Source organism: Pedobacter sp. MC2016-14 (assembly GCF_020991475.1).
Lineage (GTDB): Bacteria > Bacteroidota > Bacteroidia > Sphingobacteriales > Sphingobacteriaceae > Pedobacter.
Window position 1 is genome coordinate 1,850,367 of the sequence record NZ_JAJMPA010000001.1, and the last position, 24,262, is coordinate 1,874,628.

A 24,262-nucleotide genomic window follows, 5' to 3' on the forward strand; every position below is an offset into this window, starting at 1 on the left:
ATCTTGAATGCTGCTGATTATGCCTAAGCATCCAGGGCTTTTGGAACTATGTTGGTTCCGGGGAGCTTGCAGGGACTGTACAGGAAACACAAGGGGGTGAGGGACAAATCACAAGCGCATAACAAGCGGGGCAAGTGCGATAATTTCTCGCACTCTATCCGCACTCTATCCGCATTCTATCCGCACTTGATGCGCTGTTGTTTACAACAACCTCCCTGCAACTTAGGTGTTGTCTAATACGGATTTGGCCTTACAAAGAAGGTCTCTATCAGATATCCACTGGAGGTCAAAATCGGTGATCTCCAAAAATGCTAATGACTCCCAAACTATGCTTTTATCAAAATTATAAATATTTAAGCTGTTCTTTATGATTTTTATATTTAAATTTAGGGAATAAAAATTATATAATATAGATAAATCTGTAATATGAGCGATGTAAACAGTAATCGTACCTGATGAAGTAGTAATAAGCAAGATCTATATGATTAGGGATCAGAAAGTGATGCTGGATAGAGATCTTGCTGAACTTTATGGTGTTAAGCCTATCCGTTTAAGAGAGCAGGTAAAGCGTAATAAGGAGCGGTTTCCTGAAAACTTTATGATGCAACTAACCGAACAAGAAGTAGAAAACATGGTATCGCAAAATGCGATACCTTCTAAACAGGTACTTGGAGGGGCTTTTCCATATGTATTTACTGAACATGGCGTGCTTATGCTATCAAATGTATTGAAGAGTGAGAGGGCAATACAAATGAGTATACGTAATATTGAGGTGTTTGTGAAGTTAAGAGAGGTTATACTGCTACATAAAGATGTATCTCTACTTGTGGAGCAAGTTGAAAAGAAACTGATAAAGCAGGATGAAAAGATAGATGTATTGTTTACTTATTTAAGTAAATTCATTGAAAATGAAAGCGAACCAAGAGCCGAAATAGGTTTTAAGAGAAAAGGCAAATCAGCCTAATTAACCTATTCAGCATGGTATCGCATTTTGCGATACCATGCTGAAATGCGATTGAAGGCCCCTAATGAAATTTGACCACTCAGGTTTATTGATTAAACAAGGTTGCGTTAAGACTGGTTAAATTCCGATTTCTTTGGATAACCTTTCTGATACACCCTTTATTTCTTAATTTCGCGCTACTATAAAGTAAACAGTTGTAATGGATTACCAATTTAAAGAAATAGAACAAAAGTGGCAGGGGTTTTGGGCGGAGAACCAAACGTTTAAAGCAGATACAGATACATCAAAGCCTAAATTTTACGTGCTGGACATGTTTCCCTATCCTTCTGGAGCGGGTTTGCATGTGGGCCACCCCCTGGGTTACATTGCTTCTGATATTTTTTCGAGATACAAAAGATTGAAAGGATACAACGTGCTGCACCCGATGGGTTACGATTCATTCGGTCTTCCGGCAGAACAATACGCCATTCAAACCGGACAACACCCAGCCCTAACTACTGAAGCTAATATCAGTACCTACAGACGGCAGTTGGACCAGATTGGTTTTTCTTTTGACTGGAGCCGTGAGGTGCGTACCAGTGATCCTGGTTATTACAAATGGACACAGTGGATCTTTATGCAACTGTTTAACTCCTGGTATAACCTGGAAACAGACAAAGCGGAAGACATTACCACGCTGATTGAAAAGTTTAACGCAGGTGGAAGTGCTGCGGTAAAAGCAGTGTGTGATGAAGAAACGCTGGAGTTTTTACCGAGCGACTGGGCGACGATGACAGAAGAAGAAAAACAGGTAGAACTGTTAAAATATCGTTTGACTTACCTGCGCGAAAGTACGGTAAACTGGTGCGCAGCACTAGGTACTGTTTTGGCCAATGATGAAGTTAAAGATGGTTTTTCTGAGCGTGGCGGTCATCCGGTAGAGCAAAAGAAAATGATGCAATGGAGCATGCGGATCTCTGCCTATGCGGAGCGTTTGTTACAGGGTTTAAACACCATAGATTGGCCAGAGCCTGTAAAAGAAATGCAGCGCAACTGGATTGGCAAGAGTGTTGGTGCCAGCGTGCGTTTTAAAATTGAAAATGCATCTCCTGAACTTCCTCAGGATTATATAGAAGTTTTTACCACACGGGTAGATACCATCTTCGGTGTTTCTTATTTAGTTTTGGCGCCAGAGCATGAACTTGTGGAGCGTTTGACTACCCCTGCACAGGAGTTTGAGGTTAAAAACTATATTCTGCAGACTAAAAAGAAATCTGAACTGGACCGAATGGCTGATACCAAGACTGTTTCTGGTGCTTTTACGGGTAGTTATGTGGTGAATCCGGTGAGTGGGGAGCGTGTACCACTTTGGATAGCCGATTATGTCCTTGCTGGTTATGGAACTGGTGCCGTAATGGGTGTGCCAAGTGGCGATCAGCGTGACTGGCTGTTTGCAAAACATTTTAGTTTGCCTATTGTGCAAATTCTGGATGCACAGCAAATGGACGAGCAAGCCGACCCAACTAAAGAAGGTAAATACATCAATTCTGGATTTATCAACGGAATGGACTACACTGAAGCGATACAAACCTTAAATCAATGGTTAGCTGATATGGGTGTAGGTAAAGCTAAAATCAATTACCGGATGCGTGATGCCATTTTTGGTCGTCAGCGGTATTGGGGTGAGCCGATTCCGGTTTATTTTAAAGACGGATTGCCTTATTTGATTAAAGAAGAAGAGTTGCCTTTGGTTTTGCCAGAGATTGATAAATATTTACCAACTGAAAGTGGAGAACCACCTTTGGGTAGGGCAGGAAACTGGACTTACGAGCAGCAATATGAATATGAGTTGAGTACCATGCCAGGTTGGGCAGGGAGTAGCTGGTATTGGTACCGTTATATGGATGCGGAAAATACTTCTGCATTTGCTTCTAAAGATGCGATTGCATATTGGAAAGATGTTGATTTGTACATTGGAGGTTCAGAACACGCTACCGGTCACCTATTGTACAGTAGGTTCTGGAACAAGTTTTTAAAAGATTTGGGTTACGTACAGGAAGAAGAGCCTTTTAAAAAACTGATTAACCAGGGCATGATCCAGGGTCGCAGTAACTTTGTGTACCGTGTGGTAGATGAAGAGGGCAGGGGTACCAATAAATTGGTTTCTTACGGCTTAAAAAATGAGTACAAAACTGCTGCGTTGCATGTTGATGTAAATATTGTAGAGCATGAAATTTTGAATATTGAGCAGTACAAACTGTTTAGGCCAGAATTTAAAGATGCAGAATTTATCCTGGAGAACGGCAAATATATCTGCGGTGTTGAAGTAGAGAAAATGTCTAAGTCTAAATTCAACGTAGTGAATCCTGATGTGCTGATTGCCAGTTATGGTGCCGATACATTACGGATGTACGAAATGTTTTTAGGGCCTTTAGAGCAAAGCAAACCCTGGAACACCAATGGTATTGAAGGTGTATTTAAATTTCTGCGTAAATTTTGGAGGTTGTTCCATAATGAAGCATGGGAGTTTACGGTAAGTGATGAAGAGGCTTCTAAAGCAGAACTTAAAGCCCTGCATAAGATTATTAAAAAGGTACAGGATGATATTGAGCGTTTTTCATTCAATACCTCAGTATCGAGTTTTATGATTGCGGTAAACGAACTGACAGATTTAAAATGTAGCAAACGTTCAATTTTACAGGATTTAGTATTGGTATTGTCTCCCTATGCACCGCACATTTGTGAGGAGCTATGGGCACAATTGGGAAATACCTCCAGCCTATCTGCTGCCAGCTATCCGGAATTTAATCCATCTTACATGGTAGAAGATGAGTTTAGCTATCCAATTTCTGTAAACGGAAAAACGAGGCTAAACCTAACCATGAGCCTGAGTATGGAGGCTGCGGATATTGAAGCCATGGTGCTTGCAGATGAGCAGGTGATGAAATACACAGAAGGTAAAACACCTAAAAAAGTTATTGTTGTTAAAGGCAGGATTGTAAATATTGTGCTTTAACTATTTCTTCTTAACCCGCTTCAACATCATTAAGTTGAGCGGGTTCATTGGAAATCCGCTGATGTTGTTTTGCAGCATTACGACCGCCTCATCGTAAAATATGGGGACAATAGAAGCATTTTCAATCACCATGTTATCCATTTTTTGGTAGAGTACATAGCGCTTTTCTGCATCATTTTCATAATAACTTTGTTCAAAGAGCCGGTCAAAATTATTGTTAAAATATCCGGTGTAGTTGGGACCAAAAGGCACCTTATTTTTGGAGTAAAATACAGCCAGGTAATTTTCCCCATCCGGATAATCTGCCGTCCAGGAGCCGCGAAAAAAGTTAACCTCATTTTTTGAGATCAGGTCGCGCAGGCTCGCACTAGGGCTCACATCTACTTTTACCCTGATGCCAATGCCCGCCAGTTCGCCTTGTATGTATTCCATCAAGTCTTTAGCATTGGTAGAGGTATTTAGTGTAATTTCTGGCATTCCCTTTCCATTGGGATAACCTGCCTCTGCCAGTAACTTTGCTGCTTTTGCAGGATCATAACTGTAGCCTTTTACCTTAGTACTGTCAAATCCCGGCATCCCCGCAGGTACAAAGCCAGAAGTGGCAGGCCTGCCAATACCATTACGTAAATATTTAATCAGTCTTTCCTTGTCGATGGCATAATTGATGGCTTGCCGTACTTTTTTAAACCGGAGTGGGTAGTGTTGTACGATGGATTTGGAAGGATCAACCAAGATGCCAGCATATTCTATACTCAGGTACGGACCTTTGATGAGTTGAAATTTCCCTTTATACTTCGAGGTCATTTTACCACTTTTGGTTAAAATGTCGTCCCGGTAAGTTCCGTCAACCTTATCAAAAAAGTCAAGCTCTTTTTTAATGAAATTCATAAAGGCACTTTGCTTGTCGCTAATAAAACTGACTTTAACAGCATCAAGATAGGGTAGTTGGAGTGTGCCTTCCTTTTCCCAATAATGCTCGTTTTTGAGCAATACAAGAATTTCATTTTCTTTCCAGTATTTAAATTTGAAAGGACCTGTGCCTATTGGGTGACTCCGGAAATCGCTGCCGTAATGCGATACAATTTCATGAGGGACTACGGAGCAATACTGAGCCGTAAGCAGGTTCATAAAAGGTGGAAAAGGCTTAATGAGCTGGATTTTAAAAGTGCTGTCATTTACGGCAATAAAACTGTTGATGTCTTTCACTTTATCACTGAAAATCCATCCGCCGGAAGAACCCACTTTAGGGTCTATCAATCGGTAAAAGCTGTATACAAAATCTTTTGCAGTTACTTTTCTACCCTTTCCTCCGGCAAATAAAGGGTCGTCATGGAAATATACATCTGTACGGAGCTGGAAGGTGTAGGTTTTGCCATCAGCAGAAATTTGCCAGCTTTTAGCCAGGCAGGGCAGGATATTTAAATTGCTGTCTACCTGCACCAGTCCGTTAAAAATCTGATTGATGATCCATATGGCATTTTGGTTCCTGGCAAAAGCAGGATCTATAGAAGTAAGGTTTTGATCCAGGTTGAGGTTGAATACCTTTTTACTGGCTTCCTTAGAGGGGTCTGAACAGGCAGAAATGGAGAGCATTAAAAATGCCCAAAAAATATAACTAATGTTACGGCTCATATGTTCAGGAATAGTAATTTTGCACAAATTAATAATTCTGTATGTCTTTTTTTAATAAAGTGATCGATAACGTTGAAGATGAAAATCTTAGAGAAGAGTTGCAGCAGCGGGTGGACATTATAGGTCATAAAATTAAATTTATGGACAAGGTGCCTGTTGCCTGTCTGGATTTGGAGAACTGGCCGAGCATGACGCTGGGTGACATTATTGAGGCTGCCGGAGGAATTATTCAGGAAGATCCAAAACAAGCAAAAGTGGTGATTTACCATGAGCCCAATGCAGGATTGGTAGAAATGATGGGCGTTGTGCCAGCACTGTTAAGTGCCGACTGGCCTGCTGTTGAATTTAACCGCTTGTACCTTGCGGAGAACGATAAAATTACAGGTGGCGACCCCGAAGCACTTGTACTTGCGCTGGAAGATGTGGCCGAAATGATGTATCCCGGTTATTTTGTTTTTGGTAATGAAGGCAAAACCTGGATGAGTTTCGGAGTCTGAATTTAATTAGAAGCTGATGAATTTATCCATCTGCTCATGACTGAATTTTAAGGTGTCTTCGCTAAAAAAATCTCCTTCGTCGTTAATTTCTTTGCGGATGTTAGGGATATGGATACGGAGGGGCATGACATGTAAATGCAGGTAACTGCAGATGCCGCCAAAATGGTCTATACCTCTGATGTTTCCGTACTTTCCTGATGAAAGGCCAACCAGGCAGGCTTTCTTGTCATAAAAACTTTCCGGAAAATTACAGGCATCAATAAAGGTTTTTAGTACACCGGGAAAGCTTCCGTTATATTCTGGTATAATGAACAAAAACTTGCTGGTTTGGGTTACCATATCCTGTATGGGTTGAAACGCTTCACTGCGCTTTCCATACAAATCATTCTTAATCAAATTGTCAGGAAGGTCTTCGAGACTGAATAAGTTAGTTTCCACGCCTTTGCCGGATAGGATTTTTTGATAATATTTTGCAACTTTTAGTGTATTACTGCCAGTTCTGTTTGTACCCGATATGATGGTAACCATATGTAAAATTGTTAATAAGATGTTTAAAACACGTTTGGCATAAGTGCTAAAATTGACTTTAAGTTTGTATCTTAGCTTGCTGTTAAAAAGTGCTTCTAACCATACAAAAATAGCATTTTTTACGTTTAAATTCAGTAACAAACAGCGTTCAGAAAAATAACTGGTAATTTTTAAAGCATAAATGAGTAAAATTATTGCATTGGCAAATCAGAAGGGTGGGGTAGGTAAAACTACATCTTCCATCAACCTGGCCGCAAGTTTAGCCGTATTAGAGTACAGAACATTATTGGTAGATGCCGATCCTCAGGCCAATTCTACTTCAGGTATAGGTTTTGATCCAAGAAATATCAAAAACAGCATTTATGAGTGTATCATCAATGATGTGGAGCCTGCCGAAGCTATTCAAAAAACAGAAACACCAAATCTGGACCTCTTGCCAGCGCATATTGACCTGGTGGGTGCAGAGATTGAAATGATTAACCTGACCAACAGGGAATATAAAATGAAAGCCGTTTTGGAGAAGATTAAAGATCAGTATGATTTTATCATCATTGATTGTTCTCCATCTTTGGGCTTAATTACCATTAATGCGCTTACTTCTGCAGATTCCGTAATCATCCCGGTACAGTGTGAATATTTTGCATTGGAAGGTTTGGGTAAATTGTTAAATACCATCAAAATTGTACAAAGCAGGCTTAACCCGGCACTGGAAGTAGAAGGGATTTTGTTAACGATGTACGATGTGCGTTTACGTTTAAGTAACCAGGTGGTAGAAGAGGTGAAAACACATTTTCAGGACCTGGTTTTTGATACGATTATACAACGAAATACCAGGCTTAGCGAAGCACCAAGTTTTGGGGTTTCTGTAATTATGCACGATGCAAACTGTAAAGGGGCAATCAATTATCTGAACCTGGCACGTGAGATTGTCCGTAAAAACGGACTGATAAAAGAAGTGGAAGGTTTGACAACGGCAACTACATAATAAGGATGACATCTTTTCAGCGAAAAACAGGGTTAGGGAGGGGATTAAGTGCGCTTTTAGACGATACTGAAGCTGTACATCCGCCTAAAAATTCTATCAATCCTGTTAGTGAAACAGGGCAGGAACAAGGCAAAAAGCCTGAAAGTAGTATCGGAAACATCGATATTAATGCCATTGAAACCAATCCGTATCAACCCAGAACAGAGTTTGATCAGGTAGCCTTAAATGAATTGTCTGATTCCATTAAGTTACAGGGCTTAATTCAGCCCATTACCGTGCGGAAAATGGACGATCATAAATATCAGCTGATTTCTGGTGAGCGCAGGCTAAGGGCATCCAAACTTGCCGGACTGACTGAAATACCGGCCTATGTTCGTCTTGCAGATGATCAGCAAATGCTGGAAATGGCATTGATAGAAAACATACAGCGCGAAAACCTGAATGCTATTGAAGTAGCCCTGAGTTTTCAGCGGATGCTGGATGAATGTAACCTTAAACAGGACCAGCTGGGAGAGCGTGTAGGTAAAAACAGGACTACGGTAACCAATTACCTTCGTTTGTTAAAACTGCCTCCGGTAATCCAGATCTCTATCCGTGATGGTAGAATTTCTATGGGCCATGCACGTGCCCTGATTAGTGTGGAGGAAATAGATAAACAGTTGTTTATTCATAAAGAGATCCTCGAAAAAGGACTTTCTGTGCGTAAAGTAGAAGAACTGGTACGTAATGTGAATACCCTGCAACTGGATGTTAAAGCTGCTAAAAAACCGGCAGGCATCTCTTTTGAGTACCAAAAACTGCAAAAAGACCTGGCTTCTAAATTCTCTACCAGAGTTAAACTTAAAGTAGGTGATAATGGTAAAGGAGCTATCGAAATTCCTTTTGTTTCTTCCGATGACCTGAGCCGGATTTTAGAGTTATTGGATTGGTAATGACCAGAACTTTATTGTTATCGGTTGTATTTTATTTTGCAGTATTTACCCTGGCTAAAGCCCAGAATGAAAATACGCTGAGGAAAGATACTGCCGCAAAACCTGCGCCACGGGTAGATACCTTGAAATATACCTATGTTAACGTAGGTAAAATTGAAGCCCGGAAATCGGCCATCCGGTCTATGATGGTTCCTGGTTGGGGACAGATTAGTAACGGTATCACAGTGTACCGCTTGGCAAAGGTGGCCGCCATTTACACAGGCGCTACGCTGCTCACCCTTTCTTTTATAGACAACAACAGGAATTATAAAATCTTTTTAGACGAGCTCACCTATAGGCAGACAAATGGGGATAGGTCTCGTCCAGGCAGTATTTATGCCAGTTACCCAACCTCAGGATTAATTTTGGCAAAGGATACTTATAGAAGGAACAGAGAGGTGATTATCTTCTCTTTTGTAGCTTTATACGGTGTAAATATAATTGAAGCTTATATTGATGCCCGGTTAAAGTATTTTGATGTGGGGGAAGACCTTTCTTTTAGAATCACACCGGGAACTGTGCCGGTGATGGGAACGTATGGATATGCCGGGAATGCGCATCCTATGCCTGCTTTGAAACTTTCACTCCGTTTATAAATCATTATTGCTTCATCACCTTTAAAATCAACATGAAAAAATGAAAATAGCGTTACTTGGTTATGGTAAAATGGGTCAGATTATTGAACGTTTTGCCCTGGAAAGAGGCCACGAAGTGGTGTTGAAAATTAACATTCATAACCTGGAAGACTTAACCACAGCAAACTTGCAAAAGGCAGATATGGCCATCGATTTTTCTGCACCTGATGCTGCCCTGGCAAATATTTACGCTTGTTTTGATGCTAACTTACCTGTAGTTGTAGGTACTACTGGATGGTACGGCGAACTTCAGAAAGTGAAAGACGATTGCCTGTCTAGTAACAATAGCTTATTGTATGGGTCTAATTTCAGTATTGGCGTAAACCTGTTCTTTTATGTAAACAAGATGCTGGCTAAACTGATGAATGATTTTCCTGCCTATGATGTTCAGGTGGAAGAGATTCACCATACGCATAAACTGGATTCACCCAGTGGAACTGCGATGACCATAGCCGAAGGAATTATTGAAAATATAGACCGCAAAGGCGAATGGGTAAATGAAATTGAAGGTACACCTTTTGACGAAGTGCTGAAAAATGAACAGCTATTGATTGCTTCGCAAAGGATTGGTGAAGTGCCGGGCACGCACACTGTGGTGTACAGTTCGGAAGTGGATGAAATTGAATTTAAACATACTGCCCACAGCCGGGGTGGTTTTGCATTAGGCGCCGTAGTGGCGGCAGAATGGCTGCACAATAAACAGGGCTTTTATAATATTGCCGATATATTTAATTTTAAATAGGATAACACATGAAATGGAAGTTCGGGCAAAAAGATAAAAATGCCAAGCCAGAGAAGAAATCTAAAGGCAGGGAATGGACCGACGCGATCATTTTCGCAGTAGTTGCTGCAACCATCATCAGGGTATTTTTTATAGAAGCCTATACCATCCCAACCGGATCAATGGAGAAATCGCTCTTAATTGGTGATTTCCTTTTTGTAAGTAAGGTTAATTATGGTGCAAGGGTGCCAATGACTCCTGTTGCTTTTCCTTTTGCACACCATACTATGCCAATTACAGGTACTAAAGCCTATTGGGATGGTGTACAATGGAAATACCGCAGGTTACCAGGATTATCGGACATCAAAAGAAATGATGTTGTAGTCTTCAATTTTCCTGAAGGCGATACTGTGGCACTGGAACAACAGGATGCCAATTATTATGAACTTGTACGTTCTTTGGGTTGGAGGGCAGTAAACAGCCAGTATACCGTAACCAGCAGGCCAGTTGATAAAAGGGAAAATTACATTAAACGTTGTATTGGTATTGCAGGTGATACAGTTAGTATGCTGAATGGCCTCGTTTCTATCAATGGTAAACCTGAACAGTTGAAAAACACGGGGCGTATGGATTACCTGGTTACTTTTAAAACTACAGATATCGACTGGACCGCATTTGAGGATATTGGTTTTGTGATTAATGATGACATTGGTGCAATAAGTCAAAATACTTACCAGGTTACTGGTACTGCAGAGATGCTTGCTGAAGTCAAAAAGATGTCTTCGGTAGCTTCAGTTACCTGGCGTACAGCACCGGCTGGTGAGCAGGATTTAGCTGTTTTCCCACACGACCCAAACAGAAAATGGAATGTAGATAGCTTTGGACCCATTGTGATTCCTAGAAAAGGATGGACAGTAAAATTAGATTCTGCAACTATGCCATTATATGAACGTGCCATCCGAATTTACGAAGGCAATACGCTGGTTAAATCGGGCTCAGACTGGTTAATTAATGGTGCAAAGGCAGATAGATATACGTTTAAAATGGATTACTATTGGATGATGGGGGATAACAGGCATAACTCGCTTGACTCAAGGTACTGGGGTTTTGTTCCTGCAGATCACATCGTAGGTAAAGCGTTGTTTATCTGGATGAGTTACGATACCAATGGGTCGTTTTTCAACAAAATTCGCTGGAACAGGTTATTCAGGGGAATCCACTAATGTAACTTAGCAATGCCCAGGTTAAGGGCCAGCTCATTTAAATCATACACAACGGCATCTATTAAAGGGATGCCGTTTTTTTTGCGCTCAATTTCTGCCGCAAATTCCGGCTCGCCTGGAATGATTACTTTTTTATCCGGATCAATAGTTTTGGCATTTTTAAAACGCTCAATCCAGTTATCCATGTGTTGCTTAAACTCATCGGCAGGCCTGAAACCATCAATGCGCATAGCACCAAAGAAATGTCCTATTCCTGCGCCCACTGGATCTGCAGAGGGTTCAAGAAAGGATACAAAGGGTGGCACCCATGGGCCGTAATTGGCGCCAGAAAGTACGGCCGATAATATGTCAACCACCGCACTTAAGCCGTAACCTTTATGGCTTCCATGATCTTTATCACTACCCAATGGCAGTAATGAACCGCCCGATTTTAATGCATTGGGATCGGTAGTGCCCACACCATTTTTATCTTGTGCCCAACCTTCCGGAATTGGTAAATTTGCACGTTGCGCAATCTCAAGCTTACCATTTGCCGCGGCTGAGGTAGCCATATCTACAATTAAAGGTGGATATTTCGCTGCAGGAAAAGCATAACACATTGGGTTAGTACCTAATAAACGCTCATTTGCATAGGTGGGGGCTACAAGCGGGCTGGCATTGGTCATGCTGATACCAACCATGTCTTCTTCTACTGCCATTAATGCGTGGTAACCCGCAATACCAAAGTGATTGGAATTTTTTACGGCTACCCATCCGCTGCCATAAATTCTGGCTTTTTCTATGGCCACTTTCATCGCAAAAGGCGCGGCCACCAGGCCCAAAGCTCCATCTCCGTCTACTGTAGCTGTGGTGGGAGTTTCATGTACTATGGTCACATTTGGCGTAGCGTTAATTCTTTGTTTTTCCCAAAGTCTTACATAACCGCTTAACCTTGCCACACCATGAGAATCTATCCCTCTTAAATCAGATTTTAACAGCACATCTGCTGCTAAAACAGCATCCTTCTCCGGACATCCCATTTTGATAAAAACGCTTTCCGTAAAATTGCGAAGGTGCTGCTCTGTAAAAGTGAAATATGTCATGGTAGCTGTTGTTAAGCGAATATTACAGTGAATTGAAAAGCCAGTGGATCAAAGGAATCTATCAGCGAATCTATAAATTCATCGCCGTAAAGCACGTACATTGGTGCCAGGTTCAATACCCGCTCCTGTAATACTCCTGAAGGAAAAAGTTTATTTTTAAGGTTTTCTATCTGCGCAAGCGATGTGGAATGCTTACGTTTCTCTGCCCTTAGCATTTTTTTATCTAAACTGGCCAAAAGGGCTAAAGTTTTGGTTTTTGCTGCATCTACCGACTGAGATAGGGTTTTATCTATCTTGTAAGCATTTAATTTTATTTGATCAAAAACCGCACGTACAGCACGTTCTTCATCGCTTAGCGTGATGTAGGTGTTCACATGTGCTTTAATCCAGTTGTTTTTCAGTAGTTCATTATCGTTGAATAAATGCTGGTGACTGATGCCCAGGATTTCCATTCTATGCTGACTGCGCTGATCTATGACAAGGGCAGAGTTACGTAAAATGAGGACAGGATAATCTATCTGATAATGGTCAAAATTGCTTTTTAGCTGCAGCCAGTAAGTCACTTCTGCACCTCCACCAATGTAAGCCAGGTTAGGTAAAATGATTTCCTGATAGAGCGGTCTCATGACTACATTAGGGCTGAAACGTTCAGGATAAGTCTCTATTTCTTCCTTCAGCTGATCTTTTGTAAAAGTAATATCTGTATGTAAAACCTGGTATAGCCCATCTTGTTCGGTAATGCGCTCACGTAAGCCTTCTTTCATGTAAAAGAAATTGATCTCACGAGGGTTTACCTGCGCTTTATAACCTATAGCCTCCAGTGCATGATTTGAAGTATTAATAAGATTGAAGCTATTCTGTTCCGTAATGTCACGATAAATGTAGGGCGCAAATTGTGCTTTTAAGCCTTTGTCATCTGCATCAATACAAACCAAGCCATGTTCTGCGAACAAGCCATCAACCATTTCCCGTGTAGCGTCGGCAAGGTTGTCATGGTTAATATAGGCACTCTCTATCAATTTAGATAAACGTACGCCATTTTTGCTAATCCCCAGGTAACCTTTATAAGCCAGTAAGACCTCATTGAAATCTTTAGTGCTCAGTTTTCCAGTTGCACCGGATGCCTGGGTATTCCAGGTCAGCATCTTATCCTCTATTTTAACATGATTGATTTCCTCAAAATCATGATCTTCAGTTGCCATCCAATATACGGGTACAAAATTGTATTCTGGAAACTGCTTCTTTAAATCCCTTGCCAGATTAATGGCCGTCACAATTTTATAAATAAAATAAAGTGGGCCGGTAAAAATATTTAGCTGGTGCCCGGTTGTAATGGTAAAGGTACGCTCATCTTCCAGTAGGGAGATATTGGTTTGCACCAGTGTAGTGCTTGGAATATCTTTATATTGTTGCTGTATTGTTTTTACCAATAACTGCCTGTTGGTAAGCACCTTTCGGTTACTTATCGCCTGCTTAAAGCCTTCAATGTTAGTAGAATACGCATAAAAAGGTGACAACTGTTCATTTCCTGCAATGTAATCCAGGATGATGGATGAAAAGGCGCCTGTTTGCTGATAAGTGATGTGTTTAGCCTGCATTTGATACGAAAATATTGAATAATCAATTAAATGCGGTGCTTTAGCCTTTATTTTACAATCTGTCCATACAGATCAAAATCTTCTGCTCTGTCAATCTTAACATTTACAAAGCTTCCATTAGCAGCATAGCCCGTACTGGCATCTATTAAAACTTCATTATCCACTTCTGGAGAATCAAATTCAGTACGGCCAATAAAGAAATCTCCCTCTTTACGGTCTACCAGTACTTTGTAGGTCTGGCCAATTTTGGTTTGATTGATGTCAAAAGAAATACCCTGTTGCAACTCCATAATGGCATCCACACGCTCTTGTTTAACCTCATCAGGTACATCATCCACCAAATTGTGCGCATGTGTTTTTTCTTCATGAGAATAGGTAAAGCAACCTAACCTGTCAAAGCGGGTATCTTCTACCCAGTTTAACATTTCTTCAAAATCACGCTCGGTTTCTCCTGGGTAGCCACAAATCAGTGTGGTACGCATGGCGATGCCCGGAACTTTATCCCTGATTTGGTTTACAATATCTATAGTTTTTTGTTTGGTAATCCCTCTGCGCATAGATTTCAGCATATTGTCTGTAATGTGCTGCAAAGGTATATCAAGGTATTTGCAGATGTTTTCACGCTCATTCATGGCATCCAGAATTTCCATAGGGAAACCAGAAGGGTAAGCATACTGCAAACGGATCCATTCAATTCCGGGAACGTCAGATAGCCTTCTTAACAATTCGTCAAGGTTACGCTTTCCGTAAATATCCAACCCATAATAGGTTAAATCCTGTGCAATAAGAATAAGTTCTCTGGTACCATTAGCTGCCAGTATTTTTGCTTCATTTACCAGCTCGTTCATATCTCTTGACACGTGTTTACCACGCATCAGGGGGATGGCACAAAAAGAGCAGGGGCGGTTGCAGCCTTCCGCAATTTTAAAATAAGCAAAATGGGAAGGAGTGGTCAATAACCTTTCGCCAATCAGCTCATGCCTGTAATTGGCGCCCAGGGAGTGTAGTATATTCTGTAAATCGTTGGTTCCGAAGAATGCATCAACATTGGTAATTTCTGCTTCCAGTTCTGGTTTATAACGTTCAGAAAGGCATCCGGTTACAATTACTTTGCTGATCTTACCATCTTCTTTGAGCTGACTATATTGCAAAATGGTGTCAATAGATTCCTGTTTCGCATTATCGATGAACCCGCAGGTATTGATGACCACAATGTCACCTTTACCAACCTGGTTGGCCTCATGTACCACATCTAATTGGTTCCCTTTTAATTGCCCCATCAACACCTCAGAATCGTATAGGTTTTTGGAACAGCCTAGCGTGATGACGTTGATTTTTGGTTTTTTAACTGGAACTATTTTGGATATGGTTTTAGTATTCATTCTTGTATTATTGTGTTCGTTATCCTAAGTTATCTCAGGATCTTAATGCATTGGTTCAGTAAATTAATTAAACAAGCTATCAACAAAAGCTTTTTTGTCAAATAACTGCAGGTCATTTACACCCTCACCAACACCGATGTATTTTACAGGGATTTTAAACTGATCGGAAATGCCAATGACAACACCACCTTTGGCAGTACCGTCAAGTTTTGTAATTGCCAGCGCATTTACATCCGTAGCTTCTGTAAATTGTTTACATTGTTCAAATGCATTTTGTCCGGTTGAACCATCCAGTACCAGCAATATTTCATGCGGCGCATTCGGGACTACCTTTTGCATTACATTTTTGATTTTCCCTAATTCATTCATCAGGCCTATTTTATTGTGCAGGCGGCCAGCGGTATCAATAATTACGACATCTTCACCATTGGCAACGGCAGATTGTAGGGTGTCAAACGCTACAGAAGCCGGATCTGAGCCCATCGCCTGAGCAACAACCCTAACATCAATACGTTCGCCCCAAAGTTTAATTTGTTCTACGGCTGCAGCCCTAAAAGTATCGGCAGCACCCAGTACAACTTTAAGCCCTTCTGCTTTCAGTTTATTGGCCAGTTTACCAATGGTTGTTGTTTTACCAACACCATTTACACCTACCACCATAATCACATAAGGCTTATGGTCGCCGTACTCAAATTTACGGAAATCATTGCTGTTGTTTTCAGCCAGAAGAAGCTGTATCTCATCCCGAAGCAAAAGGTTAAGTTCAGAAGTAGAGAGGTATTTATCTTTGGCTACCCTTTCCTGTATCCTGTCAATAATTTTAAGTGTAGTACTTACGCCTACGTCAGATGTTACCAAAACCTCTTCAAGGTTGTCCAGTACATCATCATCAACAGTAGATTTACCAGCAACGGCTTTTGTAATTTTACTTAAAAAGCCCTCCTTAGTCTTCTCTAATCCCTTGTCCAGTGCTACCTGAGCTTCCGGAGCAGTTTCTTTTTTCTTGAAAAAATCAAATAATCCCATAGAAATTTAGATGAAAACAAAAAAGCCCTCCCACCAAAATGAAGGGACGGCCTTAATATGATTAAATATTAATATTACTTGTGCGTTCCAGCAATAGCATCTTGAACGTGATCGTTGTGAACAATGATTTCTTTGAAAGAATAAGCACCAGATTTAGGTGATTTAGTCATTGTTATAACTTTCGAATACTCTTTTCCTTTACCCGTCTTTAGGGTTGCAACTACCTTTTTTGCCATGATCTAAATAGATTGGATTTAGTTAAAACTAAATGTTACTTAATTTCTTTATGTACCGTTACTTTTTTCAATACAGGGTTGAATTTTTTCAATTCTAAACGCTCAGTAGTGTTTTTACGGTTTTTAGTAGAGATATATCTAGACATACCTGGCATGCCACTAGTTTTATGCTCTGTACACTCTAGAATAACTTGTACTCTGTTACCTTTTTTTGCCATTTTATTAATCTTACGGCCGATTCACATCAGCCCATGTTATTTACAAATACCCTTTTTTCATGAAGCGGCTGATGGCTTCAGTAATACCGATCTTGTTGATGGTTTTGATAGCTGAAGTAGAAACTTTCAGTGTTATCCAACGATCCTCATCAGGAATATAAAATTTCTGAAGTTGTAAGTTGGGATAAAACTTACGCTTAGTTTTAACGTTTGAGTGAGAAACATTAAAGCCGCTCATCGCCATTTTTCCGGTTAAATCACAAACTCTTGACATGCCTTTAAATATATTGTTTTATTATTCGTCGCTTAATTTTTTAAGAGTGTGCAAATATCAGTAAAATATTTGTAATCAGCAAGAGTGCGTTTAAAATATTTTTAATATTGTTGTCCGTACCGCTAATTGTGCTTTATCTATACCTGTCACATTTAAAATACGGACTAAAATTTTGATAACTTTTTAATAAACTTATATTTGAACTGTTATTATAATAACCAATCTAAACCAAGTATGCAAATTAAATCATTTGAACAGTATCAAGAAACTTATAAATTAAGCGTTGAACAGCCAGAGCAATTTTGGGCTGGCATTGCAGAGCATTTTCTCTGGAGAAAAAAATGGGATAAAGTTTTATCCTGGAACTTTTCCGAGCCTAATATTAAATGGTTTGAAGGTGCGAAATTGAACATTACAGAGAATTGCCTCGACCGCCACCTTGAAAAGAACGGTGATAAGCCGGCAATTATCTGGGAATCCAATGATCCAGAAAAACCAAGTGTTACACTTACCTATAAAATACTTCATGAGCAGGTTTGCAGGTTTGCAAATGTGCTAAAAAAGAACGGTGTGGTAAAAGGCAACCGCATCTGTATCTATATGCCGATGGTTCCCGAACTGGCGGTGGCGGTATTGGCCTGCGCAAGAATTGGCGCTGTGCATTCCGTTATATTTGGCGGTTTTTCTGCTAAATCTATTGCCGATCGGATTAACGATTCTGCCTGTAAACTGGTCATCACAGCAGATGGTTCTTTTAGGGGGAATAAACAAATTCAGTTAAAAGAGGTCATTGACGATGCCTTGATTGGTTGCCCAACAGTAGAAAAGGTAATTGTGCTTACCCATACCCGTACGCCTGTTTCTATGCTAAAAGGACGTGACCTTTGGTTTGAAGACGAAATTAAACTGGTAGATACACATTGCCCGGCAGAAGAGATGGATGCAGAAGACATGCTTTTCATTTTATATACCTCTGGTTCTACTGGCAAACCTAAAGGAGTAGTGCATACTGTGGGTGGTTACATGGTTTATGCAGGTTATACTTTTTCAAATGTATTCAACTACCAGCCTGATGAAGTGTTTTTCTGTACCGCAGATATTGGCTGGATTACTGGTCACTCTTATATTGTATATGGTCCGCTTTCTCAGGGTGCAACGGCATTGATGTTTGAAGGTGTGCCTACTTACCCAACGCCTTCACGCTTTTGGCAAATTATAGAAAAGCATAAAGTTAATATTTTATACACTGCCCCAACTGCTATTCGCTCATTGATGGGCTTTGGCAAAGAGCCTTTAGAAGGAATAGATTTAAGTAGCCTTAGGGTACTGGGCTCTGTTGGGGAACCCATTAATGAAGAAGCATGGCACTGGTTTGATGAAGAGGTTGGACATAAAAACTGTCCAATTGTGGATACCTGGTGGCAAACGGAAACAGGAGGACTGATGATTTCGCCAATTGCTTTTGTAACGCCACTTAAACCTGCCTTTGCAACTTTACCGCTGCCTGGTGTACAGCCTATCCTGGTAGATGAACAGGGGAATGAAATAGAAGGTAATGGTGTAAATGGAAATCTTTGCATCAAGTTTCCATGGCCTGGAATGTTGCGTACTACCTATGGCGATCATGAGCGTTGCAAGCAAACCTATTTCTCTACCTATCCGGATTTGTATTTTACGGGTGATGGATGTATGAGAGATGAGGACGGTTATTATAAAATTACAGGTAGGGTGGATGATGTAATCAACGTATCTGGTCACAGGATTGGAACTGCCGAGGTTGAAAATGCGATTAACATGCATGCTGGGGTGATTGAAAGTGCTGTTGTTGGGTATCCTCATGACGTAAAAGGTCAGGGTATCTATGCATTCGTGATTTATCCAAAGCTGCACAGTGAGAGTGAGCTGACTAAAAAAGATATTCTGCAAACTGTAACCCGGGTAATTGGTGCAATTGCTAAACCAGATAAAATCCTTTTTGTAAGCGGATTGCCTAAAACCAGATCTGGTAAGATCATGCGTCGTATTTTGCGTAAAGTTGCAGAAGGTGATATTGCAAACCTGGGTGATACCAGCACATTGCTTGATCCGGGCGTTGTAACAGAAATTATAGAAGGCGCTGCTAAGTTACAGGCAAACAATTGATGCCCCGTGCCTGTTATTATACCAACTACACAATGTAAAACGTAAAAATACAGTTATGGATAAGTTGGAATTAAAAGGTAAATGGAACGAAGTTAAAGGTAAAGTGAAGCAAGCATATGCTGATCTTACCGATGATGATTTGAAACACGAAGAAGGCAAAGACGATGAATTGTACGGAAGACTTCAGCAAAAAACTGGTAAAACCAGGGATGAGCTGGTAGACTGGATCAAATCGCTGTAATAGAATTTTAAATACTAAAAAGGGCTGCATCATGAATAATGATCAGCCCTTTTTTTGTCTGCTCATTTTGTTATGCACAACCTGTACTGCAACTTAGAAAGTCTCACCAGTGAATTGCGTTAGTATTGCACCCTATCGCAGATGCGAAAGCAAAATCAGCATTAGCTATTGTAGTTCGATAACAAGAAAAGCATCTATAATTTAAAGGCCCTTTCTACGGATGATGATAAAGGCAAAAGCAAAAAATACAATTGCAGCACACAGGATTAAATAGAGAGAAATACTGGTGCTAGCCTGTAACGGAATGGCTTCATCTGTGCCCATTAAAATTAAGCTGTCCCAGTAATAAGGCAAGTACATTGCACTAGACGCCTTTGCTGTATTGAGCCATTTAAGTTTTGCGTGCTGAAGTGCCTCCCCGCTACTTTGACCTTTAACCAGTTCACGGTACATATCTGCAGTAATTTTGGCTCCGGCATCGTCGTTCACATTCCATAAACCCGCAATGGTGGCGGGAGTGCCAATAGCAATAAAACCTCTCGAAAGACTAATGATTCCCTCAGCTTCGGCCAGGAGGCCATCTCCGGTTCTACAGGCACTTAAAACAATAAGACGGGGCTTATTCTTTCTCGATTGCAATTCAAATAAAAATAATTTTTCTGTGCCAAAGTCAAGTGTAGGCTCTTTACGGTCTCCAGTTAAATAGGCATGTGTACTGATGTGAAGCAAATCTGATCTGTCAAATTCCTTAAAAAAAGATTTTGTAGTTACTTGCTTGTCAAAAAGATAAGTTCCCTTAATGATATTACCAATAGAATCGGCCTCGTTTATAACTGCTGGTAATGCCTGCTTTGCCTTGCCCTGATGTGTAATAAATAAGCCGGAAAAATGACTTGTCTGGTCTGTTGCTTTTTTGCCTGGCGACAGTGTACTTAAAGAAAAAGCATACGTGATTTGCAACCGTTTAATTAAAAATGGCCAATCGGAAAAATTAGCGATATAAGTATTACTCGTAACCAAACCATCAAAAGAAAGATAGCCAATCAAATCGTCTGGTATGATACAAAGCTTTTCATTTTTGCTGAAAACAATGCCTCCAAGTAATTGCCTGTAAACGGCGTTTGATAATGTAAAAAAGGCTTTAGGCGAATTGAGCATCATATCAGGCCCATGTTGGTAATAGGTATTGACCAGTTTCCTGATGTTGTTTTTCAAGACTTCTGATTGATCAATGCGCTGCACATCTTTTACTTTCCTGTTTTGGATTGTAATCAGGAAGATGCTTTTGCTGCCGACAAAAAACTCAATGACCTGTAGGGTGGGAGGTAAAGAATGGAGAAGGTCGGCTGCTGATGTATTAACCGCAACTTCCTGAGCCCGATTCTTCTTATTCAAAAGTGCCAGGTCAAACTTAAGCGCATCAATGTTTTTCTGATAGACTGAAGCATTAAGTTCGGTCATCAATTTACGTTCATTGTAACGTAAGGCACTTTCCATGATTTGCCTTTTTTTGGCATCCACATCCAGACCTCCCTTAAGCAACTGCAATTTATTCCGCTGAATCTGATCCGCCAGTGTACGCGATTTAGTTTGTTCAGCAATTTCTAAAATCAAATTCAAATAAGCCTGCTTTCTTGTTTTTTGGTGGATGCCGTAAGCAATGCCGATGGCTTCTTCTGCCATCGCTTTGGCTTCTTGTTGTAAACGTTCCTTGGTTTTGTCATCTGCAAATTCCTTTCTAATCTTATCCATAGCCATTAAGGCGTATTGCATGTTTTTTAAGGCTCCGGCATCATTACCAAGTGTGGCGTAGGTTATGGCTTTTTGCTCAAAGATCTCTGCAAGTTTATTCTCTCCATAAATATGACTAACCTGGGTTTGGTTTAAAGGTGTATTTACTTTTAAAAGCTGTAATGCAGCATTAAAAATATCAATTGCTTTTTGCGGCTCATTTTTCAACCGCAGAGCGGTGCCTAGCTGGGCATACAGATTGGCTTTTTCCCTTAGGCGGCCATCGGGATACCATCGCTTGAGCAGTTTGAGTGCCATCCTAAAATTTTCAATAGCCTGTGCTGCTTCCTTACTTTTAAGATTTACCTTGCCCAGCGTAGTGTATAAGCCCATCAATCCGTAGGCATTGTTTTCATTGATCTGCTTAATCGATTTTAGATTGCTTTTAATGAGTATATTTGCTTTTTTAAGCATACGTAGCTCCAGATATACTTCAGCAAGAATAGTATTCAGGTTAAATTGCAGCTCCGCACTTTTTGTTAAATTTCTACCTTTCTCAATGCAAGCTTCGGCATTGAGGTAATTTCCCATAGAATGATAACAAATGGCCATATTGCTGTAAATAGAGGCCATTTCATCTCCCTGGCTAACTGGATTGAGCTGGGCGAGCGCTTTGGTGTGAATGAAAATACTACGTTCGTAATCGCCCAACCTGGTATAATTGTTACTCAGTGGTTTAAGTACATATTCCACCACATCAAAATTCTTCAATTTGTGCTGATAAAAAAAGCTATATGCTTCTTCATAACAATTGATGGAATTTAAAATGTCGGCAGCCTGCAATTGATAATAGCCCTGGTTACTTAACAGCATCATCCAGGCCGATTTTTCAGCTTCTGATATAGGCTTTCGCCAGGTCTCTTTCTGTGTTTGCATTAAAAAAGGAAGTCTGTTTTTCGGATTCGCATAATTGTAATCCATTCGCAGGTATAACCATTCGGCCAGGTTATTCTGTTTTTTCAGTTCCTGCATCTGCTTTGTAGGTTCTGGCCAGGGGATAAGCGCATGTGCATTGCCAAGATAAAATACCAGTGCTAATGCTACTAAATAAGCCTTTAACCATTTAAAACTTCCAGGTTGCATAAGTTGTCATTCTGCTTATCCCAGATTTAGGATCATAAAAATATCTTAATCCAATAGAAGGCCCTACACGGACCATCCCCGCTACAACATCTGCAAAAACAGAAGCCCTGAAATCTGAAAATGACTTGTTGGAACGATCTGACAGGATTTCAAAGTTAACGGGCTGACGTGTGCTGATGGAATTGAGCTGGTAGTTGATGTCTGTTTTAACGGTATTGTTTAAATCAAAAGAAACCAGTGCACCTACACCAGCGCCAATAAAGCGATTCAAGTTGTAGCGTAAGGAAGCCGGAACCACATTAATGGTGGTTACTTTGCTTAATCTTGAAAAGTCCCTTCTCGTAATGACATAGGCTTCTTTGCCAATTACGGTATCTCTGTTGGCTGTTCTGCTCATAGATTCGGATAAGCCACTAAAGGAACTCAGGTGCAGTTCGGCCTGTAAATATCTGCTATGAGGGGCGTAGGGGGCAACGCTTACACCCAATACGAAATTCTTTTGGGTTAAAAAATCAGTTTTGTCGGACTGTATGGGGAAGCCATAACCGATGATGGCAGCAGGAGAAATTCCCGTTTTAAATTTGCCGGTTGCACGATTGGTGTAAATAGGTTCATTTTTATCAAATATAATCGCTGCCCCGGTCCTGATTGGGAGTTTTTGAGGTTTCTCTTTAAACTTTATTTTATAAGAAATAAAACCCATAGTTGAATCTGCATCGTTTACACCCTCCTGTTGGGTGCCGGGCAGGTAAATGTTGCGAAAGATAAAATGAATGCTGTCCAGCCTTGTCACCGTATCTAAACAACTTTGATTGGCGTAAGCGCCTTTGCACAATGGAACCTCCGGTTTGCTCTGCACAATTTTTATGCTGGCAGGATCAAATACTTCAGATAAACTTACCCCAACATCTATCTTTTTAGCAGGCCCTTTGCCTGTGTTTTGAAAACGAACCTTATACGTTAATTCCCTGTTTTTGCCTGTAAGCCTGTAGTTCATCCTGCTTTGACGGATAGACATTTTATTTGGATCATGAGAGGCTACAATCTGTAGCTCAATCGTAAAAAACTCTTTTTCCATCAGGGCATCATCCGGTAAAAACAATGCCGTTAAGCGTACGGTAGCATTGGTGTCTTTCAACATTTCGGGTGTGGTTTTAAAATGGAGGAATATAAAATGCTCTTCATTAACCTTTAGGTTTTCAAACTTCCAGGCTTCGCTGCTTTTAAAATTCTTGAGCTGCTCTTGCACCGGTACAGCTGCATCGGCCATCATTTGCTGCAATTGCGATAACGATAAACCAGGCGTAGCAGAAGCAAAAAAAACAGGATTAAGCTTCTTTTCGTTCCTGTTGAAGCCAGCCAGCTTTGTAAAGCTACTCAGGTCAGCTTTATTTTCTTTATTGTAGGTCCGTGATGCGGCGAGCTCAAAGTTATTTTTATCAAACTCTTTGTCATTATACAAAATGGCAACTGTACCATTAAGGGCAGTCAGGTGATTTTCTGGCTTGTTGCGATAACCCAGTACAATCATCATGTCATCTCCCGGCTTAGGCATACAATTGTTTTTTAACATCAAACTGGTGCCTGTCTTAAAAAGAGGAGCAGCTGCAAGCAGGCGTTTGCCGGGTTTGCCTACACTCACTGGTTTCGGTCGGGTAGGGGGGCGTTTACCATCGTCGTAATTGTTCGTGGCAAACAATCGCGCCAGGTAACTGCCACTATCCAAATAGCTATGCAGCGGGTCCTTTTCAAAGCTGAAGCCACCATCACCAAACTCCCAAAAGTACGTGTAAAAAGGTGCCGGGGCACCAGCAATTGGACGCAATGCACGCAATTGAGCACCAAATCTGGTCGCCCCACTTTCTGGCGTATAAACTACTGTTGCCGGAACTGTATCACTAGGGATGATCTGAGCCTGCAGATTTGAAGAAATGCAGAGCACTGCTATAAGCAGGAACTTCTTCATTTTTAACATACATTTGGTTTATATAAGTCGAATATATAATAAAAAATAACAAAACGGTAAAAGGCCCCAACA

The 24,262-nt window shown here is 40.6% G+C and carries 21 protein-coding genes; 10 read left to right on the plus strand and 11 right to left on the minus strand.

The annotated features are described in order from the left end of the window. Positions 1 to 481 precede the first annotated feature (481 nt). Positions 482 to 964, plus strand: coding sequence for an ORF6N domain-containing protein (locus tag LPB86_RS07800; protein ID WP_230642201.1), 483 nt, complete (start codon positions 482 to 484; stop codon positions 962 to 964). 199 nt (positions 965 to 1,163) lie between these two features. Then, positions 1,164 to 3,959 (plus strand): leucine--tRNA ligase, encoded by a 2,796-nt coding sequence (gene leuS / locus LPB86_RS07805; RefSeq protein WP_230642202.1) that lies wholly within the window; start codon positions 1,164 to 1,166, stop codon positions 3,957 to 3,959. Here leuS and LPB86_RS07810 read toward each other — a convergent pair whose 3' ends face one another. After that, positions 3,960 to 5,591, minus strand: coding sequence for an ABC transporter substrate-binding protein (locus LPB86_RS07810; RefSeq protein ID WP_230642203.1), 1,632 nt, complete (start codon positions 5,589 to 5,591; stop codon positions 3,960 to 3,962). Positions 5,592 to 5,632: 41 nt separating this feature from the next. Between LPB86_RS07810 and LPB86_RS07815 the strand changes: the two genes are divergently transcribed. Continuing rightward, positions 5,633 to 6,088, plus strand: coding sequence for a hypothetical protein (locus LPB86_RS07815; RefSeq protein ID WP_230642204.1), 456 nt, complete (start codon positions 5,633 to 5,635; stop codon positions 6,086 to 6,088). A gap of 6 nt (positions 6,089 to 6,094) precedes the next feature. Here the strand turns inward: LPB86_RS07815 and LPB86_RS07820 are convergent, their stop codons facing one another. Beyond that, positions 6,095 to 6,616: an NADPH-dependent FMN reductase gene (locus LPB86_RS07820; protein WP_230642205.1), complete on the minus strand. Its 522-nt coding sequence runs from the start codon at positions 6,614 to 6,616 to the stop codon at positions 6,095 to 6,097. A 181-nt stretch (positions 6,617 to 6,797) separates the two neighbouring features. On the opposite strand from LPB86_RS07820, the gene LPB86_RS07825 reads away from it, so the two are divergent. The 5 genes from LPB86_RS07825 to lepB are packed head-to-tail and all read left to right on the plus strand — an operon-like array spanning position 6,798 to position 11,151. Then, positions 6,798 to 7,601 (plus strand): ParA family protein, encoded by an 804-nt coding sequence (locus LPB86_RS07825; RefSeq protein ID WP_230642206.1) that lies wholly within the window; start codon positions 6,798 to 6,800, stop codon positions 7,599 to 7,601. 5 nt (positions 7,602 to 7,606) lie between these two features. Continuing rightward, positions 7,607 to 8,533 carry a ParB/RepB/Spo0J family partition protein gene (locus LPB86_RS07830; protein ID WP_230642207.1) on the plus strand — a complete coding sequence of 309 codons (927 nt, stop codon included), beginning with the start codon at positions 7,607 to 7,609 and terminating at the stop codon, positions 8,531 to 8,533. Beyond that, on the plus strand, positions 8,533 to 9,168 hold the full coding sequence (locus tag LPB86_RS07835; protein WP_230642208.1) for a DUF5683 domain-containing protein: 636 nt from the start codon (positions 8,533 to 8,535) through the stop codon (positions 9,166 to 9,168). Before LPB86_RS07830 ends, LPB86_RS07835 begins: the two co-directional genes overlap by 1 nt. A gap of 40 nt (positions 9,169 to 9,208) precedes the next feature. Next, positions 9,209 to 9,949: a 4-hydroxy-tetrahydrodipicolinate reductase gene (gene dapB / locus LPB86_RS07840; protein ID WP_230642209.1), complete on the plus strand. Its 741-nt coding sequence runs from the start codon at positions 9,209 to 9,211 to the stop codon at positions 9,947 to 9,949. A gap of 8 nt (positions 9,950 to 9,957) precedes the next feature. Beyond that, a complete protein-coding gene (gene lepB, locus LPB86_RS07845; protein WP_230642210.1) occupies positions 9,958 to 11,151 on the plus strand; it encodes a signal peptidase I in 1,194 nt (397 codons plus the stop codon). Here lepB and LPB86_RS07850 read toward each other — a convergent pair. The 7 genes from LPB86_RS07850 to rpmB all read right to left on the minus strand — a co-directional run bounded on the left by LPB86_RS07850 (position 11,148) and on the right by rpmB (position 16,967). Beyond that, positions 11,148 to 12,233, minus strand: coding sequence for an Ldh family oxidoreductase (locus tag LPB86_RS07850; protein ID WP_230642211.1), 1,086 nt, complete (start codon positions 12,231 to 12,233; stop codon positions 11,148 to 11,150). The genes lepB and LPB86_RS07850 overlap by 4 nt on opposite strands. Positions 12,234 to 12,244: 11 nt before the next feature. Then, positions 12,245 to 13,831, minus strand: coding sequence for a bacillithiol biosynthesis cysteine-adding enzyme BshC (gene bshC, locus LPB86_RS07855; protein ID WP_230642212.1), 1,587 nt, complete (start codon positions 13,829 to 13,831; stop codon positions 12,245 to 12,247). 47 nt (positions 13,832 to 13,878) lie between these two features. Then, positions 13,879 to 15,213: a 30S ribosomal protein S12 methylthiotransferase RimO gene (gene rimO / locus LPB86_RS07860; protein WP_230642213.1), complete on the minus strand. Its 1,335-nt coding sequence runs from the start codon at positions 15,211 to 15,213 to the stop codon at positions 13,879 to 13,881. Between the two features lie 63 nt (positions 15,214 to 15,276). Next, positions 15,277 to 16,239, minus strand: a complete 963-nt coding sequence (ftsY, locus tag LPB86_RS07865) for a signal recognition particle-docking protein FtsY (protein WP_230642214.1) — start codon at positions 16,237 to 16,239, stop codon at positions 15,277 to 15,279. Positions 16,240 to 16,313: 74 nt separating this feature from the next. Then, positions 16,314 to 16,475 (minus strand): DUF4295 domain-containing protein, encoded by a 162-nt coding sequence (locus LPB86_RS07870; RefSeq protein WP_230642215.1) that lies wholly within the window; start codon positions 16,473 to 16,475, stop codon positions 16,314 to 16,316. A gap of 35 nt (positions 16,476 to 16,510) precedes the next feature. Continuing rightward, on the minus strand, positions 16,511 to 16,693 hold the full coding sequence (gene rpmG, locus LPB86_RS07875; protein WP_008242799.1) for a 50S ribosomal protein L33: 183 nt from the start codon (positions 16,691 to 16,693) through the stop codon (positions 16,511 to 16,513). 40 nt (positions 16,694 to 16,733) lie between these two features. After that, a complete protein-coding gene (gene rpmB / locus LPB86_RS07880; protein ID WP_230642216.1) occupies positions 16,734 to 16,967 on the minus strand; it encodes a 50S ribosomal protein L28 in 234 nt (77 codons plus the stop codon). Positions 16,968 to 17,201: 234 nt separating this feature from the next. On the opposite strand from rpmB, the gene acs reads away from it, so the two are divergent. Both acs and LPB86_RS07890 read left to right on the plus strand, forming a co-directional pair. Further along, positions 17,202 to 19,109: an acetate--CoA ligase gene (gene acs / locus LPB86_RS07885; protein ID WP_230642217.1), complete on the plus strand. Its 1,908-nt coding sequence runs from the start codon at positions 17,202 to 17,204 to the stop codon at positions 19,107 to 19,109. A gap of 55 nt (positions 19,110 to 19,164) precedes the next feature. Then, positions 19,165 to 19,350 carry a CsbD family protein gene (locus LPB86_RS07890; protein WP_230642218.1) on the plus strand — a complete coding sequence of 62 codons (186 nt, stop codon included), beginning with the start codon at positions 19,165 to 19,167 and terminating at the stop codon, positions 19,348 to 19,350. Between the two features lie 201 nt (positions 19,351 to 19,551). On the opposite strand, the gene LPB86_RS07895 is transcribed toward LPB86_RS07890, so the two are convergent. Next, complete coding sequence (locus tag LPB86_RS07895; protein WP_230642219.1) at positions 19,552 to 22,224, minus strand: CHAT domain-containing protein; 2,673 nt, start codon at positions 22,222 to 22,224, stop codon at positions 19,552 to 19,554. Then, a complete protein-coding gene (locus LPB86_RS07900) occupies positions 22,205 to 24,190 on the minus strand; it encodes a PKD domain-containing protein (RefSeq protein ID WP_230642220.1) in 1,986 nt (661 codons plus the stop codon). The genes LPB86_RS07895 and LPB86_RS07900 overlap by 20 nt, the downstream gene beginning before the upstream one ends. Positions 24,191 to 24,262 lie beyond the last annotated feature (72 nt).

Excerpts from the sequence above, each read along its gene's own strand:
- LPB86_RS07830 (WP_230642207.1), top strand. The coding sequence starts at position 7,607 with ATGACATCTTTTCAGCGAAAAACAGGGTTAGGGAGGGGATTAAGTGCG.
- LPB86_RS07800 (WP_230642201.1), top strand. The coding sequence starts at position 482 with ATGATTAGGGATCAGAAAGTGATGCTGGATAGAGATCTTGCTGAACTT.
- rpmB (WP_230642216.1), bottom strand. The coding sequence starts at position 16,967 with ATGTCAAGAGTTTGTGATTTAACCGGAAAAATGGCGATGAGCGGCTTT.
- LPB86_RS07895 (WP_230642219.1), bottom strand. The coding sequence starts at position 22,224 with ATGCAACCTGGAAGTTTTAAATGGTTAAAGGCTTATTTAGTAGCATTA.
- ftsY (WP_230642214.1), bottom strand. The coding sequence starts at position 16,239 with ATGGGATTATTTGATTTTTTCAAGAAAAAAGAAACTGCTCCGGAAGCT.
- LPB86_RS07850 (WP_230642211.1), bottom strand. The coding sequence starts at position 12,233 with ATGACATATTTCACTTTTACAGAGCAGCACCTTCGCAATTTTACGGAA.
- bshC (WP_230642212.1), bottom strand. The coding sequence starts at position 13,831 with ATGCAGGCTAAACACATCACTTATCAGCAAACAGGCGCCTTTTCATCC.
- LPB86_RS07870 (WP_230642215.1), bottom strand. The coding sequence starts at position 16,475 with ATGGCAAAAAAGGTAGTTGCAACCCTAAAGACGGGTAAAGGAAAAGAG.
- LPB86_RS07810 (WP_230642203.1), bottom strand. The coding sequence starts at position 5,591 with ATGAGCCGTAACATTAGTTATATTTTTTGGGCATTTTTAATGCTCTCC.
- dapB (WP_230642209.1), top strand. The coding sequence starts at position 9,209 with ATGAAAATAGCGTTACTTGGTTATGGTAAAATGGGTCAGATTATTGAA.
- LPB86_RS07815 (WP_230642204.1), top strand. The coding sequence starts at position 5,633 with ATGTCTTTTTTTAATAAAGTGATCGATAACGTTGAAGATGAAAATCTT.
- rimO (WP_230642213.1), bottom strand. The coding sequence starts at position 15,213 with ATGAATACTAAAACCATATCCAAAATAGTTCCAGTTAAAAAACCAAAA.
- LPB86_RS07835 (WP_230642208.1), top strand. The coding sequence starts at position 8,533 with ATGACCAGAACTTTATTGTTATCGGTTGTATTTTATTTTGCAGTATTT.
- LPB86_RS07825 (WP_230642206.1), top strand. The coding sequence starts at position 6,798 with ATGAGTAAAATTATTGCATTGGCAAATCAGAAGGGTGGGGTAGGTAAA.
- rpmG (WP_008242799.1), bottom strand. The coding sequence starts at position 16,693 with ATGGCAAAAAAAGGTAACAGAGTACAAGTTATTCTAGAGTGTACAGAG.
- acs (WP_230642217.1), top strand. The coding sequence starts at position 17,202 with ATGCAAATTAAATCATTTGAACAGTATCAAGAAACTTATAAATTAAGC.
- LPB86_RS07900 (WP_230642220.1), bottom strand. The coding sequence starts at position 24,190 with ATGAAGAAGTTCCTGCTTATAGCAGTGCTCTGCATTTCTTCAAATCTG.
- leuS (WP_230642202.1), top strand. The coding sequence starts at position 1,164 with ATGGATTACCAATTTAAAGAAATAGAACAAAAGTGGCAGGGGTTTTGG.
- lepB (WP_230642210.1), top strand. The coding sequence starts at position 9,958 with ATGAAATGGAAGTTCGGGCAAAAAGATAAAAATGCCAAGCCAGAGAAG.
- LPB86_RS07890 (WP_230642218.1), top strand. The coding sequence starts at position 19,165 with ATGGATAAGTTGGAATTAAAAGGTAAATGGAACGAAGTTAAAGGTAAA.
- LPB86_RS07820 (WP_230642205.1), bottom strand. The coding sequence starts at position 6,616 with ATGGTTACCATCATATCGGGTACAAACAGAACTGGCAGTAATACACTA.